The following is a 14,278-nucleotide window of genomic DNA, read 5'->3' as shown; positions in this document are numbered from 1 at the left end:
TGGGGTTGCAGTAAGCGTGGATGCGCTGACTACGACCAACATTGGAGAGACAGCATGAACGCAAACCCATCCACGGTAACGAGCACTGCACCGTCGGTAAAACTGCTGATCGACGGCGAATTCGTCGAATCGCAAACCACGGAGTGGCGCGACATCGTGAATCCCGCGACGCAGCAGGTGCTCGCGCGCGTGCCGTTCGCGACTGCCGGCGAAGTCGACGCGGCCGTGCGCGCCGCGCACGCCGCATTCGCGACGTGGAAGCACACACCGCTCGGCGCGCGGATGCGCGTGATGTTGAGGTACCAGGCGCTGATTCGCGAGCACATGCCGCGCATCGCGAAGATTCTCACCGCCGAGCAGGGCAAGACGCTGCCCGATGCGGAAGGCGACATATTTCGCGGCCTCGAAGTCGTCGAGCACGCATGCTCGATCGGCACGCTGCAGCAAGGCGATTTCGCGGAGAACGTCGCGGGCGGCGTCGATACCTACACGCTGCAGCAGCCGCTCGGCGTGTGCGCCGGCATCACGCCGTTCAACTTCCCCGCGATGATTCCGCTGTGGATGTTCCCGATGGCGATCGTCTGCGGCAACACGTTCGTGCTGAAGCCGTCCGAGCAGGATCCGATGTCGACGATGGCGCTCGTCGAACTCGCGCTCGAAGCGGGGGTGCCGAAGGGTGTGCTCAATGTCGTGCATGGCGGTAAAGAAGTCGTCGACGGGTTGTGCACGCATGAGCTCGTTAAAGCAATTTCGTTCGTCGGTTCGACTGCTGTCGGCACGCATGTGTACCGGCTCGGAAGCGAACACGGCAAGCGTGTGCAGTCGATGATGGGCGCGAAGAATCACGCAGTCGTTTTGCCCGACGCGAACCGCGAGCAGACGTTGAATGCGCTGGCCGGTGCGTCGTTCGGTGCGGCGGGGCAGCGTTGCATGGCGACGTCGGCGGTCGTGCTGGTCGGTGCTGCTCAACAGTGGCTGCCCGACCTCGTCGCGAAGGCGAAGACGCTTAAGGTGAACGCAGGCCACGAGACAGGCACCGATGTCGGGCCGCTCGTGTCGCGTGCGGCGAAAGCGCGTGTGATGAAGCTGATCGGCGTGGGCGTGGACGAGGGCGCGACGCTCGCGCTCGACGGTCGCGACGCGAAAGTGCACGGTTACGAAGACGGCAATTTCATCGGCCCGACGGTTTTCACCGATGTGACGACCGACATGGAAATCTATCGCACCGAGATCTTCGGCCCGGTGCTGCTCGTGCTGCACGCGGCGACGCTCGATGAAGCGATTGCGCTCGTCAACCGCAATCCGTTCGGTAACGGCGTCGGCCTGTTCACGCAGAGCGGTGCGGCGGCGCGGCGCTTCCAGGCGGAGATCGATATCGGCCAGGTCGGCATCAACATTCCGATTCCGGTGCCGGTGCCGTTCTTCAGCTTCACGGGGTCGCGCGGTTCGAAGCTTGGCGATCTCGGTCCGTACGGCAAGCAGGTCGTGCAGTTCTATACGCAGACGAAGACCGTCACCGCGCGCTGGTTCGATGACGCGACGACGAACGATGGCGTGAATACGACGATCAGCCTGCGCTAACGACAAAGGACGTCTCATGAAAATCGGTTTCATCGGACTAGGCAACATGGGCGCACCGATGGCGCTCAATCTGCTGAAAGCGGGCCACGCACTGAGCGTGTTCGATCTCAGCCAGGACGCGGTGCGCACGCTCGTCGATGCCGGCGCGCAGTCGGCCGCATCGCCGAAAGCGGCGGTGCAGGGCGCCGAATGCGTAATCACGATGCTGCCGGCAGCCGCGCACGTGCGCAGCGTGCTCACGTCAGAAGACGGTGTACTCGCAGGCATCGCGCGCGGCGTGACGATCATCGATTCGAGCACCATCGATCCCGCCAGCGTGCACGCGTTCGCGGCGCTCGCCGCGGAGCACGGCAACACGTTCGTCGATGCGCCCGTGTCGGGTGGCACCGGCGGTGCGGCGGCCGGCACGCTGACCTTCATGGTCGGCGGGAGCAAGGACGCGTACGAACACGTGAAGCCGGTGCTGTCGGGGATGGGCAAGAACATCGTCCATTGCGGCGACACCGGCACCGGACAGGTCGCGAAAATCTGCAACAACCTCGTGCTAGGCATCACGATGGCGGGCGTCGCTGAAGCGATGTCGCTCGGCGAAGCACTCGGCATCGATCCGCAGGTGCTCGGCGGGATCATCAACACGTCGACGGGGCGCTGCTGGAGTTCGGACACGTACAACCCGTTCCCTGGCGTGGTCGCGACGGCGCCGTCTTCGCGTGGCTACACCGGTGGCTTCGGCACCGATCTGATGCTGAAGGATCTCGGCCTCGCGACCGACGCTGCGAAGCTCGCGCGTCGGCCGGTCTATCTCGGCGCGCTCGCGCAACAGCTGTATCAGACGATGAGCACGAAAGGCGCGGGGCGCCTCGACTTCTCTGCGGTGATCAAGCTGTATCGCGACGACGGGGGCAAGCAATGATCGACGTCGATTACGTGAACGACGGTGCCACTGCGCTGCTGACGCTGCATCGTCCGCCGGCGAACGCATTTACACCGGACGGGCTCGAACAACTGCGCCAGACGATCGGCACGCTCGATCGAGACGCACGCGTGCGCGCCATCGTCATCACCGGCGACGGTCCGAAGTTTTTCAGTGCGGGCGCCGATCTGAATACGTTCGCCGACGGCAACCGCGAAGTTGCGCGCGAAGCTTCGGTGCGTTTCGGTGCCGCGTTCGAAGCGCTACAGAATGCGCGTGCAGTCGTGATCGCGGCGATCAACGGCTATGCGATGGGCGGCGGACTCGAATGCGCGTTGTCGTGTGACGTACGTATCGCCGAGGAACATGCGCTACTCGCGCTGCCCGAAACTGCGGTTGGTTTGCTGCCGTGCGGCTGCGGTACGCAGACGCTGCCGTGGCTCGTCGGCGAAGGCTGGGCGAAGCGGATGATCCTGACCGGCGAGCGCGTCGATGCACCGACTGCGTTGCGTATCGGGCTCGTCGAAGAAGTGGTCGCGCGTGGCGGTGCGCGCGCTGCCGCGCTCGAGATGGCCGCGCGCGTTTCCACGCTGAGCCCGCAGGCGGTTGCGTTCAGCAAGCATCTTATCCATCAGGCGCGCAACGGGGTGCCGCGTGGCGCAGCGCTTGCGGTTGAGCGCGAACGGTTCGTCGATCTGTTCGACGGCGCCGATCAACGCGAAGGCGTTGCCGCGTTTCTCGAGAAGCGCGCACCGCGCTGGCAAGGGGCCGACGCAACTCCGAATTCAAAAGCGGAGGGCGCCGCGCGATGAACGCAGCCCCGCAGTCCACCGAAACCCAGGACGAAGTACTGTTTCGCGTCGTCAACCGCGTCGCGATCGTCACGCTGAACCGGCCAGCCGCACTCAACGCGCTGTCGCACGGCATGGTGCGCACGCTCGCCGATCTGCTCGAACGCTGCCGCCACGACGATTCGATCGTCGCGCTCGTGCTGCGCGGCGCGGGCGACAAAGGCTTCTGCGCGGGTGGCGACGTGCGTGCGCTGTATCAGCTGGCGCGCGCGGGAAACTCCGCGTGGCAGGACTTCTTCATCGACGAATACCGGCTCGACTACGCGCTGCATACGTTCGGCAAACCGATCGTCGCGCTGCTCGACGGCATTACGATGGGCGGCGGCATGGGGCTCGGCCAGGCCGCATCGTTGCGCGTCGTCACCGAGCGCACGAAGATCGCGATGCCCGAGACGCGCATCGGTTTTCTGCCGGACGTCGGCGCGACGCATTTCCTCGCGTCGATGCCGGTGGAAGCCGCGTTGTACATGGGATTGACCGGCGTCACGCTGACCGGCGCGGACGCGCTGATGTGCCAGCTCGCCGACGTCTGCGTGCCGTCCGAGTGGCTCGCTTCGTTCGAGATGCGGCTCGAGCGCATGCCCACCGATGCGACGACGTCGGCCAGTTTGCTGTATGCGTTGCGCGGTGTGTTCGAACCGCCGTCGAATCTCGTGCCGCATGCGCCGCTCGGGCCGTTCACGCAACTGATCATGCGGTATTTCGATCGTCGGTCGGGGATCGACCGGATCGTCGCGTCGTTGCGTCACGATCTCGATCGCGAGGCACCGCGCGAAGTGCGTCAATGGCAGCAGGCGACGTATGACGCGCTGACCGCGCACTCGCCGACGATGCTGCACGTGACGCGCGAAGCGCTATTGCGCGGCCGGCAGATGCCGCTCGCCGACTGCTTCCGGATGGAGTTGGGGATCGGTGCCCGCGCGGTGGCGGACGGTGATTTCTGTGAGGGAGTGCGCGCGCATCTGGTCGACAAGGATCGTCGGCCGCGCTGGGCACCGGCGACGCTCGCCGAAGTACGGCCCGAACGTGTGCGCCATTTTCTGAGTTCGCCGTGGCGGCGCGATGCGCATCCGCTGGCGGATCTCGGTGCCGCTGCAGCGACAGGAGTTGCCGCGTAGACGCAGACTTCGCGTCCACGCGGCTTTTTGGCAAGACCTTTTTGGCAAGACTTAAGCTTCGCCCATCGATTCACCGCCGAGCGGCGGGCGGGCGGCCGGATGGTCGCCTGCCGCCGTCACGCGGCCTACCCACAGCACCGCGCACAGCGCGACCGCTACCGCGATCCAGCCGACCGCGCCGTAGCCGAGAATCTGACCGCCGCTACCCGACGACAGCATCAATCCGCCGAACCACGCACCGCAGCCGGTGCCGAGCGCCTGCAGCGCGCTGTTCGCGCTGAGGAACGCGCCGCGTTGCGACGGTTGCGGCACCGTCGTCAGCAGAGCCTGCATCGGCACGATCCGCCCGGACATCACGATCATGAAGATCGGGAAGAACGCCAGCATCACGAGGAACGACACTTCGGGCAGATGCGTGACGAACAGCACCGGCACCATCGACAGCACGACGAAGACGCGGAACACGCGATGCTTGCCGTAGCGATCCGCGAGCCGGCCGATCACGCGCGACGTGAAGAACGTCGCCGCACCACCCGCCATGTACAGCCACGACAGTTGCGCGGGTGCGATACCGTGATTCGCGACGAGCGTCGGCGAGATGAACGGGATCACCAGCATGTGCGAGATCATCACCAGGAAGGTCAGCGCGAACGCGTTCAGGTGCCGCGCATTGGCGAACAGCTTGTACAGGTTCGGCAGCACTTCCGACAGCGGCGGTGGTCGCTTCGCCAGATGCTGGTTGAGCGTCGGCACGATGGTCGACCCGGCAATCCAGATGATCACCGACAGCACCACCAGCAACACGAACGGCGCAGCCCAGCTGAAATGCGCGCCGAGCATCACGCCGGCCGGCACGCCGGCAATCGCTGCAATCGAAAACGCGGTCATGATCGTGCCCGTTGCAGCGCCGCGGCGTGCGACCGGAATCACGTCGCTGACGATCGCCATGATGATCGAGCCCAGCACGCCGCCGGTGAGGCCGGCAAACGCGCGGGCCGCGAGCAGCAGCGGGTAGCTGTCGGCGAACGCGCACGCGAGGTTCGATACGGCGAACAGCGCATACACGATGAGCAGCAGCTTGCGCCGGTCGAAGCGGTCGATATACGTCGCGGCGAGCAGGCCTGACAGCCCCGAGCACCACGAGTACGCCGACACGGCCGCGGCGAACGCGGACGGTGAGATGTTGAACGCGTGCATGATCTGCGGACCGAGCGGCATCATCACCATGAAGTCCATGATGATGGTGAACTGCGTCAGCGCGAGCAGCCATAGCAGACGGCGTTCGTGCGTTGCACTCAATGAGTACATAGATGAAGTTCCTTGCGGCCGGTGCGGCCGCGATGAGAGTGAAGGGCGCGTGGCATCAGTCGTCGAGGTTTTCGTGGACGGCCTGCGAGCCCTGTTTCCAGTAAGCGGCGGCGCGGATGCGCGACTTGTCGATGCCGCGCTCCGTGCAGAGGTGGTAACGCACGGCACGCATCGTCGCCGATTCGCCGGCGGCCCAGACGTAGCCCTCGCCGTCCGGCAGATAGGTGTCGCGTACCGCCTGCAGCAATGCGTCGCCGCGATACGGCGAATCCTCGCGATAACGCCATACCGTGTGTACGTCTGCCGCCGTGTCGAACTCGATGCGCGCGGACGGATCCGCCACTTCGAGCACGGCTGCGACGCGCGTGCCGGCCGGCAATTCCTCGAGCCGCCGCGCGATCGCGGGCAGTGCGGTGTCGTCGCCGATCAGCAGATGCCAGTCGAACCCGGTCGGGATCACCAGCGAACCACGCGGCCCGCCGATGCCGAGACACTGGCCGACCTTCGCCTGCAATGCCCACTCGGTAGCGGGACCGGCTTCGTGCAGTGCGAACTCGAGATCGAGTTCGCGTGCTGCGCGGTCGAACCGGCGCGGTGTGAAATCGCGTGCAACCGGACGAGGCACGTCGTCGCGAAACACCGGACCATTCGGGCCGGCTTCGGGTACGACGGGCTGGTCTTCGCCCGGTGCGGGGAAGAAGACCTTCACGTGATCGTCGAACGACGCGGACGCGAAGTCGTCCAGATCGTCGCCGGTCAGCGTGACGCGCAGCAGATGCGGCGTCACCCCACGGATACGCGCCACGCGCAGCAGACGGAATTTCAGCGGATGGCGAACGCGAGAGACCGCCAGATCGATGTGTTCCTGCATGGGAATGCTCCTTGTTCTTTGATGCTTCTGTGTGTGGCGGCGGCCGCGCTGAGTCTGCTGGGCAGGCGACGTGAAGCGGGCGGGCGATCAGCGGCCGTCGCGGCTTCCCGTTCTTTCCGTTGCCGGCGCGGGACCACCGCCTTCGATTTCCTGCGTCGCGCGATCGAGGATCTCCGCGATGCGTCGCTGCTCGTCCAGCGGCGCGTTCGTGCGCATCATCAGCGCATGCTTTAGCGAGTGACGGGCCCGCAGCAGTTCCGGCAGCCAGCCGCCTTCGTTCGGGTCGAGTGCTTCTTCGCCGGCAAACGCGCGTCGCACCGAATCCATCTTGCGAGCGATGTGCGTGAGCTTCGCGAGCATCAGATCGACGCGCTCGCGGTTCGACGCGAGATACGCGCGGCCGGGTTCGTCGAGCGCATAGCGCTTGCGGTTGCCTTCGAGCTCGACGGTGACGTAGTTCAGTTCTTCGAGATACGTCAGCGCCGGGTAGACCATGCCGGGGCTCGGCGCGTAGAAACCGTTCGAGCGCGTTTCGAGCGCCTTGATCAGTTCGTAGCCGTGGCTGGGCTGGTTTTCGAGTAGCGCGAGCAGCAGCAGTTGCAGATCGTCGGACGTGAATTTGCGGCCGCGCGGAAAACCGTCGCCGTCGCCCATTCCGCCGCCGAACCCGCCCCGGCCGCCACCGCCGCCACCGAAACCCTGGCCGCCGAAGCCGCCCGGGTCACCGAAGAAACCGCCGCGGCCGCCACCGCCGCGCGGGCCGCCCATCGCGTGCCAGAGGGCGTGAAGCGAAAAGCGGTCGGGGAACGAAAAGCCGTCGTGGGCGTGGGTGTGGTGGTGGCGATGATGAAAGTGTCTTTGCATGACGATGCTCCTTGTGTGTCATAAGATGCATCGTAAGATATATATCTAAAGATAGTTTGTCAAAGGGATTTTTGGGGGGAAGGGGGATTTTTTGTGGGTGTCGAGGCGCGCGCCTGACGCGACAGGGCGGCAGGCGAAACGAAAGAAATGGCGGAGGGAACGGCGCACTGGGGAGGGTGCGCGCCGACAGATCGGCAGGCGCGTGGGCGCTATGCCACGCGGCTCAAGCTCCGCGCCAATCAGCCTCTCGACACCAGCAACTGATGCGAGATTAGACGCTCACTTATCGCATCGCGTCTTTAACCAGGCAAGCACTTCAGCCGCATTTTGATCGGGCGGAAACACCGGATAGAAAACATGTTCGATCACGCCGTCGTTAATGACCATCGTCAAGCGCCTCAACAACGTCATGCCCGCAGTAGTGAAGGTCGGAAGGGAAAGAGCCGTCGTCAGCAAGAGATGCTCGTCTGATAACAGCGGATAGGGGAGATGCAGACGCTCGACGGCGCCTCTTTGATACGGCGTATCTTGCGTTGAGAGTCCGAAGATACAGCTTGCGCCTGCTGCCTTGATTTCCGCAGCATGATTGCGGAAGGCACACGACTGCGGCGTACATCCCGGTGCGCCGGGAATCGAAAACCATCCGTCGGGCGGCAGCTCGTCCGGAAGCTTTTTCCGTGGGTAGGCGTAAACAACGGTGCGGCCCGCTAGACGACTCAGGTCGACGGTGTCTCCGTCTGTCGAGTTCAACACAATGCTCGGCACGCACTGCCCGGTCAGGTGACTTGCCCTGCCGTCGTCTATAGGGACCGGCAGGGTTGACCAGTCGATGTCCATCGGATCTTTCATGTTTAGCTCTCTCAGTGAGCCGACGACGGATGGGGCGCCCAGAAAACAAAAAGCCCCGTCGTGGCCGGCGGGGCTTCGTGGCGCATGTTGCGTCAAATTGCTAGCGTATGCACGTCCCCAGCGGCAGTCCCCAGTGGGTATGCGCATGGTGACGAATCGCAATCGTAAAGGACGTGAGGGCGTGCATAGGTAACGACTGTGCCTTCAGTGGCTCAACTCGTCAACGGATGTCTTATGCGGTGCCCTTGCTTCCGTTTCTACCAGTTTTCACCCGGTTCGCCACGGCCGCTTTCGGATGCAACGACTGGTGGGTTTGCGTCGACTGCGGCCGGAGCAAAATGGGACGTCCGGATCGACAACAATCGCTGGCATATGCGTCCAGCCAGGCGCTAGCTCAAGCCATCGATTGCTATTGCCGCGTGAGCATCAGGTTCAGATTCTGAACTGCAGCACCGGAGGCGCCTTTGCCGAGATTGTCGAAAACTGCGGACAGCAGGACTTGCCCGTGTTCGATGTTAGGAAACACGCTCAAGCGCATGTCGTTCGTGCCGTTCAGTATCTGCGGATCCAGATGCTTCAAGGCACGCGATTCGCTCAGCGGCAAGACATGTACGTGGGCGGTCTCTGCGTAGTGGCGTGTGAGGCATGCGTGTAACGCGGCGCCATCTACATCAGGTGCCAGCAGCCGTAACTCCAGGGCCACTGTCAACACGATACCCTGGCGGAATGCCCCATACGCAGGGACGAAGATCGGACGCTGCGCGAGCCCGGCGTGCAGCTGGATCTCCGGCGTGTGCTTGTGCGCGAGTTCCAGGCCGTACACCTGGTATGCAGGCGCGCTGACGGCACCCTGTCCCTCGTGTTCCTCTACGCCGGCACGCCCGCGACCGGAGTAGCCGGATACCGCGTAAATGCCGATCGGGTAGTTGCCCGATATCAGCCCAGCCGCCAGCAGGGGGCGCAACAAGCCGATTGCGCCCGTCGGATAGCAACCGGGGTTGGTGACGCGGCGTGCGTCCGCGATGCGCTCAGGCTGTCCCGGCGTCATTTCCGGAAAACCGTATGTCCAGTCCGGTTGTGTGCGGTGAGCCGAACTTGCGTCGATGACTCTGACTGCGGGATTAACAATCGCGTCCACCGCCTCGCGCGCAGCGGCATCAGGCAGGCAGAGGATGGCGACATCGCAGGCGTTGATGGCTTCGGCGCGACGTCTGGAATCCTTGCGTTCCGCTGCGGGAAGCGTGACCAGTGTCAGATCGGTCCGGTTGCGAAGCCGTTCGTGAATTTGCAACCCCGTGGTGCCTTGGTCGCCGTCGATGAAAACAAGGGGAGGGCTCATACGTGGAGTGCTCCGGTGGCCAGTCAATAACAGTAGAACGAGGCTGTTATCTTCCGTGCACCGCTAGAATAGAGAAAGTTGAATTTCATAACCTGAACATTCAGTTTCTCTGAATCTGGACAACGATATGCGAGAGATCAGTCTGGACCGCTTGCGCACGCTGGTCGCTATTGCAGACCGAGGCTCATTCGCCGACGCAGCGCGTGCGTTGAATCTGGCACCACCCACGGTCAGCCTCCACATCGCTGATCTGGAGGATCGCATCGGGGCTCCGCTCCTGTTGCGGAAGCGGGGCCATGTTCGACCGTCGGCAACAGGCGAGTTGCTGGTCGAACGCGCGCGTCGACTGCTGGCCGATGCGGAGCAGGCGCTAGACGATGTTCAACGACAGGTTCAGGGGCTTGCCGGGCGCGTTCGGCTTGCAGCCTCGACCGGTGCGATTGCGCACCTGCTGCCCCAGGCACTTGAAGTGCTGCGCAAACACCATCCCGCCATCGACATTCAGGTCGCGGTACTGACTTCGCAAGAAACGCTAACCCGACTGGCGGAAGGGACGCTGGATGTTGGGCTGGTCGCGCTCCCTCAGCCTCCAATAGCTGGACTCGTGATAAAGCCCTGGCGCCGTGACCCTGTGATGGCCTTTGTGCCGGCGCACTGGCGGTGTCCGGCGCGCGTCACGCCTGAATGGCTCGCTGCTCAGCCTCTCATTCTCAATGACGCGACCACGCGTCTTTCGCGCCTGACTGCGGAGTGGTTTGCAATCGGAGGACATCATCCTGTGCCGCGCATTCAACTCAACTACAACGACGCTATCAAGAGTCTGGTAGCGGCAGGTTACGGCGCAGCGCTGCTGCCTCATGAAGCCACCACCCCATTACCCGACCGGCGCATCGTCATGCGTCCGCTGCGCCCGGCTTTATGGCGTCGGTTGGGCATCGCACATCGTGCCGGGAACGTCGAGCGTTCAACGCAACACGTACTCGATGTGTTGTGGGCTCTGCGATTGGCATAGGCGTTGCCGTTTGTCGCGTCGTGAACCTTCAGGACATCTACCCAGAACGTATCAAAAGATCGAATGCCCGGTCAGTGTGGTCAACGCCTCAAGCGCAAGCACCCCCGCAAGCGAATTCCCATGCGCATCGAGCCCCGGCGACCACACGCAGACCGCCATCTCTCCAGGCAGCACCGCAACGATGCCGCCGCCCACGCCGCTTTTCGCCGGCAGACCGACGCGGTAGACGAAGTCGCCGGCCGCATCGTAGGTGCCGCACGTGAGCATCAGCGCCGACAGTCGTTTAGCCGAACTGACGTCGAGAATCCGTTCGCCGGTCGACGGCACGACGCCGCCATTCGCGAGGAACAGCGCCGCGCGCGCGAGTTCGACGCAGCTCATCGAGATCGCGCATTGCCGGCAGTACGCGTCGATGACCGTTTCCGGCGGCATCGTGAGGTTGCCGAAGCTCGCGATGAAATGCGCCATCGCGCGGTTGCGATGCGCGTGCTCCAGTTCGGACTGCGCGACGCGCATGTCGTAGTCGATGCTGCGCTCGCCGGTGAGCCGTCGCATGAATTCGACGAGCGCGGTTTCGGCGCTTACGAAGCGCCGGCTCAGCACGTCGGTTACGACCAGTGCGCCCGCATTGATGAACGGATTGCGCGGCTTACCCTGTTCGGCTTCGAGCTGCACCAGCGAATTGAACGCGGTGCCCGACGGCTCGCGGCCGACGCGCGTCCACAACTCGTCGCCGAGTAGCTGGAACGCGATCGTGCACGCGAACAGCTTCGAGATGCTCTGGATCGAGAAGCGCTCGTCCGCATCGCCGATCCGGTAGACGTCGCCCGCGACGGTGACGATCGCCATGCCGAAGCGGTCGGCTGGCACGTTCGCCAGTTCGGGGATGTAGTTGGCCACGCGGCCGGTGCCCAGATGCGGGCGCAGGTCACGCAGGATCGTTTCGAGAATCGCGGAATAGTCCATGGAACAGGTCGGTTCGACGGTGGGACATGACGGTGTGCGGCTCAGCCGATGCCGCGCGCAGCCGCGATTGTAATGGGCGGCCCACACGCCACGCGCCGATTTGCACGATCGTCGTGACGGATCACTACTGCGCTGCGCCGTGCAGCCTGCAAGCACATCATGCTAATCTGGCTTGTTTCGAGTTCTGGCAGGGCAAAACAGACAGCTATATGGAAGAAATCGACCCAGACAGCATCGACTGCGCGGCGTTCGTCGTCGCGCGGCCGGCCGAGGCGCCGGACGACGCATGGCGCGCGTCGTCGCGCCTGCAACTGTTGCACGCCAGCGAAGGCGTGCTGACGGTGCGCGCCGAAAACGGACTCTGGGTGGTGCCGCCGCAGCACGCGTTGTGGATTGCGCCCGGGCTGCTGCATCGGGTGTCGTCGGCGCGGCCGGTCGCGCGATATACGTTGTATGTGAACGCGGACGCATTGCCGTCGGCACAGGGTGTCGTCGCGCTCGACCGCCTCGCCGTCGAGCTGCTGCACGAGGCGGCGCGTTTCGGTGCGGGTTATGTGGCCGACGGTCCCGGCGCGCGCCTGATCGGCGTGCTGCTCGACCGGCTGCCGCCACTCGCGACCGTGCCGCTCGCGCTGCCGTATCCGCGCGACCAGCGCATCCAGCGGATCGCCGATGCGCTCCTCGCGCGTCCCGCCGATCCGGCTGTGCTCGACGAGCACGCGCTGATCGCGGGCGTTACGTCGCGCACGGCCGCGCGTCTGTTCGTCAAGGAAACCGGCCAGACCTTTGGGCAGTGGCGTCAGCAGTTGCGGCTGCTGGTCGCGCTCGAGCGGCTCGATGCCGGCGCGAGCGTCACCCAGGTCGCGCTCGAGGTGGGCTACAGCGACGTGTCGTCGTTCATCGCGGTGTTCAAGGATCTGCTCGGCGAAACACCGGCGCGCTATTTCAGGCAGGACAGCCGCTGACGGTGCCCTGCCTGAACAGCGATCGCTTCAGTGCGCACCCGCCGCGTCGGCACCGCCGCCGCCCTTCGAGGGTCGCGTGATCCAGATCAGCGGAATGATCAGCAGGAAGATGATCGCTGACACGTAGAAGATGTCGTCGAGTCCCATCATCGCTGCCTGCGTGTTGACGTTGAAGTCGAACAGCGCGTGCGCGGACTGCGTGCTCAGATGCAGCTGGGACTGGCTTGCATCGATCTGCTGGTTGAAGAGCGGGTTGTTGACGCTCGCCTGTTCGGTGAGCCGCACGTGATGCAGCACCGTGCGGTTGTTCCATGCATTGCCGAACAGCGACGTGCCGACCGCGCCGCAAAACACCCGCACGAAATTCGACAGCCCCGCCGCAGCCGGAATGCGATGCGGCGGCTGGCCCGCCAGGATGATCGCGGTGAGCGGCACGAAGAACATCGCCATCGGAATGCCCTGCAGCAGCGTCGGCAGCACGAGGTGCCACGTGTCGATTTCGATCAGGTACTTCGAGCGCATGTAGAACACCACCGCGAAGCCGACGAACGCGAGCGTCGCGATGATCCGCGCGTCGGAGCGCGGCAGCACGCGGCCCATCACCGGCGCAAGAATCACCGCGAACACGCCGAGCGGCGCGGTGACGATCCCGGCATCGACGGACCGATAGTTCAGGTACTCCTGCATCCACTGCGGCAGCAGCACGAAGTTGCCGAAGAACACGCCGTAGGCCACCGAAATCGCGATCGTGCCGCCAAGAAAATTGCGCTGCCCGAACAGCCGCAGATCGATCACCGGGTTTTCCGCGGTCAGCTCCCAGACGAGGAAGAACGCGAAGCTGATGATCGCCGCGATGGCGAGCGCGACGATCGTCGGCGAATTGAACCAGTCGAGGTCCCTGCCCTTGTCGAGCATGACCTGCAGCGACGCGACCCACGCGACCAGCAGCCCGAGGCCGACGACGTCGATCGGCAGACGTTTGGTCTGCGTTTCGCGCTGGCGATAGATGCTCCACGTGACGCTTGCCGCGAACAGGCCCACCGGAATGTTGACGTAGAAGATCCACGACCAGCTGTAGCTGTCGGTGATCCAGCCGCCGAGCAGCGGCCCCGCGATCGGACCGACGGTCGCGGTCATCGCCCATAACGAAAGCGCAGTCGACGACTTGGACTTCGGATACGAGCTGAGCAGAATGGCCTGCGACAGCGGAATCAGCGGACCGGCCACCGCGCCTTGCAGCACGCGCGCGAGCAGCAGCATCGGCAGCGTCGGCGCGATGCCGCACAGCCACGACGCGATCACGAACGCGAGGATCGCGCCGACGAACAGCTTGATCTGGCCGACGCGCTGCGTGAGCCAGCCGGTGAGCGGAATCGAGACGGCGTTCGAGGCCGCGAACACGGTGATGACCCACGTGCCCTGGTCGACCGATGCGCCGAGGTTGCCTGAGATGGTTGGAATCGCGACGTTCGCGATCGACGAGTCGAGCACGGTCATGAACGTTGCGAGCGCGACCGCGATGGTCGCGAGGACGAGTTGCCCCCCTTGAAGCGGTGGTGGAGCGGCGGGGGCGGCTGCGGGTTGACTCAAGCGAAACTCCGGTTCTAAAAGGCTGGAAAAGGATACCTGCATTCGTGCGGC

The 14,278-nt window shown here is 64.4% G+C and carries 13 protein-coding genes; 6 read left to right on the top strand and 7 right to left on the bottom strand.

All coding sequences use genetic code 11. The annotated features are described in order from the left end of the window. Positions 1–54: 54 nt before the first annotated feature. The 4 genes from E1748_RS04045 to E1748_RS04030 are packed head-to-tail and all read left to right on the top strand — an operon-like array spanning position 55 to position 4,463. Positions 55–1,581 (top strand): CoA-acylating methylmalonate-semialdehyde dehydrogenase, encoded by a 1,527-nt coding sequence (locus E1748_RS04045; protein ID WP_133645852.1) that lies wholly within the window; start codon positions 55–57, stop codon positions 1,579–1,581. Positions 1,582–1,597: 16 nt separating this feature from the next. Next, a complete protein-coding gene (gene mmsB, locus E1748_RS04040; RefSeq protein ID WP_133645851.1) occupies positions 1,598–2,494 on the top strand; it encodes a 3-hydroxyisobutyrate dehydrogenase in 897 nt (298 codons plus the stop codon). Further along, complete coding sequence (locus E1748_RS04035) at positions 2,491–3,306, top strand: enoyl-CoA hydratase (RefSeq protein WP_133645850.1); 816 nt, start codon at positions 2,491–2,493, stop codon at positions 3,304–3,306. The genes mmsB and E1748_RS04035 overlap by 4 nt, the downstream gene beginning before the upstream one ends. Then, positions 3,303–4,463 carry an enoyl-CoA hydratase/isomerase family protein gene (locus E1748_RS04030; protein ID WP_133645849.1) on the top strand — a complete coding sequence of 387 codons (1,161 nt, stop codon included), beginning with the start codon at positions 3,303–3,305 and terminating at the stop codon, positions 4,461–4,463. The genes E1748_RS04035 and E1748_RS04030 overlap by 4 nt, the downstream gene beginning before the upstream one ends. A 51-nt stretch (positions 4,464–4,514) precedes the next feature. Here E1748_RS04030 and E1748_RS04025 read toward each other — a convergent pair whose 3' ends face one another. The 5 genes from E1748_RS04025 to argC form a co-directional block, all read right to left on the bottom strand. After that, a complete protein-coding gene (locus E1748_RS04025) occupies positions 4,515–5,771 on the bottom strand; it encodes an MFS transporter (RefSeq protein WP_133645848.1) in 1,257 nt (418 codons plus the stop codon). A 55-nt stretch (positions 5,772–5,826) separates the two neighbouring features. Further along, positions 5,827–6,642 (bottom strand): siderophore-interacting protein, encoded by an 816-nt coding sequence (locus tag E1748_RS04020; RefSeq protein WP_133645847.1) that lies wholly within the window; start codon positions 6,640–6,642, stop codon positions 5,827–5,829. 87 nt (positions 6,643–6,729) lie between these two features. Next, a complete protein-coding gene (locus tag E1748_RS04015; RefSeq protein WP_133645846.1) occupies positions 6,730–7,506 on the bottom strand; it encodes a PadR family transcriptional regulator in 777 nt (258 codons plus the stop codon). A gap of 279 nt (positions 7,507–7,785) precedes the next feature. Then, positions 7,786–8,355 carry a peroxiredoxin gene (locus E1748_RS04010; RefSeq protein ID WP_133645845.1) on the bottom strand — a complete coding sequence of 190 codons (570 nt, stop codon included), beginning with the start codon at positions 8,353–8,355 and terminating at the stop codon, positions 7,786–7,788. 409 nt (positions 8,356–8,764) lie between these two features. After that, complete coding sequence (gene argC / locus E1748_RS04005) at positions 8,765–9,694, bottom strand: N-acetyl-gamma-glutamyl-phosphate reductase (RefSeq protein ID WP_133645844.1); 930 nt, start codon at positions 9,692–9,694, stop codon at positions 8,765–8,767. A 127-nt stretch (positions 9,695–9,821) separates the two neighbouring features. Between argC and E1748_RS04000 the strand changes: the two genes are divergently transcribed. Continuing rightward, a complete protein-coding gene (locus tag E1748_RS04000) occupies positions 9,822–10,706 on the top strand; it encodes a LysR family transcriptional regulator (protein WP_133645843.1) in 885 nt (294 codons plus the stop codon). Between the two features lie 51 nt (positions 10,707–10,757). On the opposite strand, the gene E1748_RS03995 is transcribed toward E1748_RS04000, so the two are convergent. Then, complete coding sequence (locus tag E1748_RS03995) at positions 10,758–11,672, bottom strand: glutaminase (protein ID WP_133645842.1); 915 nt, start codon at positions 11,670–11,672, stop codon at positions 10,758–10,760. Positions 11,673–11,881: 209 nt separating this feature from the next. Between E1748_RS03995 and E1748_RS03990 the strand changes: the two genes are divergently transcribed. Continuing rightward, the gene (locus E1748_RS03990) at positions 11,882–12,637 is read left to right on the top strand and encodes an AraC family transcriptional regulator (protein WP_133645841.1); all 756 of its coding nucleotides are present in this window, start codon (positions 11,882–11,884) and stop codon (positions 12,635–12,637) included. Between the two features lie 27 nt (positions 12,638–12,664). On the opposite strand, the gene E1748_RS03985 is transcribed toward E1748_RS03990, so the two are convergent. Beyond that, on the bottom strand, positions 12,665–14,269 hold the full coding sequence (locus E1748_RS03985) for a DHA2 family efflux MFS transporter permease subunit (RefSeq protein ID WP_133645840.1): 1,605 nt from the start codon (positions 14,267–14,269) through the stop codon (positions 12,665–12,667). Positions 14,270–14,278 lie beyond the last annotated feature (9 nt).

The sequence above is a fragment of the Paraburkholderia flava genome (genome assembly GCF_004359985.1).
Taxonomy (GTDB): Bacteria; Pseudomonadota; Gammaproteobacteria; order Burkholderiales; family Burkholderiaceae; genus Paraburkholderia; species Paraburkholderia flava.
The sequence above is the reverse complement of the archived record's forward strand: the minus strand, read 5'-3'. Positions and strand labels throughout refer to the sequence as shown.

What these genes read in the sequence shown, in the direction of transcription:
- E1748_RS04045 (WP_133645852.1), top strand. Translation starts at nt 55, where the DNA reads ATGAACGCAAACCCATCCACGGTAACGAGCACTGCACCGTCGGTAAAA.
- mmsB (WP_133645851.1), top strand. Translation starts at nt 1,598, where the DNA reads ATGAAAATCGGTTTCATCGGACTAGGCAACATGGGCGCACCGATGGCG.
- E1748_RS04035 (WP_133645850.1), top strand. Translation starts at nt 2,491, where the DNA reads ATGATCGACGTCGATTACGTGAACGACGGTGCCACTGCGCTGCTGACG.
- E1748_RS04030 (WP_133645849.1), top strand. Translation starts at nt 3,303, where the DNA reads ATGAACGCAGCCCCGCAGTCCACCGAAACCCAGGACGAAGTACTGTTT.
- E1748_RS04025 (WP_133645848.1), bottom strand. Translation starts at nt 5,771, where the DNA reads ATGTACTCATTGAGTGCAACGCACGAACGCCGTCTGCTATGGCTGCTC.
- E1748_RS04020 (WP_133645847.1), bottom strand. Translation starts at nt 6,642, where the DNA reads ATGCAGGAACACATCGATCTGGCGGTCTCTCGCGTTCGCCATCCGCTG.
- E1748_RS04015 (WP_133645846.1), bottom strand. Translation starts at nt 7,506, where the DNA reads ATGCAAAGACACTTTCATCATCGCCACCACCACACCCACGCCCACGAC.
- E1748_RS04010 (WP_133645845.1), bottom strand. Translation starts at nt 8,355, where the DNA reads ATGAAAGATCCGATGGACATCGACTGGTCAACCCTGCCGGTCCCTATA.
- argC (WP_133645844.1), bottom strand. Translation starts at nt 9,694, where the DNA reads ATGAGCCCTCCCCTTGTTTTCATCGACGGCGACCAAGGCACCACGGGG.
- E1748_RS04000 (WP_133645843.1), top strand. Translation starts at nt 9,822, where the DNA reads ATGCGAGAGATCAGTCTGGACCGCTTGCGCACGCTGGTCGCTATTGCA.
- E1748_RS03995 (WP_133645842.1), bottom strand. Translation starts at nt 11,672, where the DNA reads ATGGACTATTCCGCGATTCTCGAAACGATCCTGCGTGACCTGCGCCCG.
- E1748_RS03990 (WP_133645841.1), top strand. Translation starts at nt 11,882, where the DNA reads ATGGAAGAAATCGACCCAGACAGCATCGACTGCGCGGCGTTCGTCGTC.
- E1748_RS03985 (WP_133645840.1), bottom strand. Translation starts at nt 14,269, where the DNA reads ATGCAGGTATCCTTTTCCAGCCTTTTAGAACCGGAGTTTCGCTTGAGT.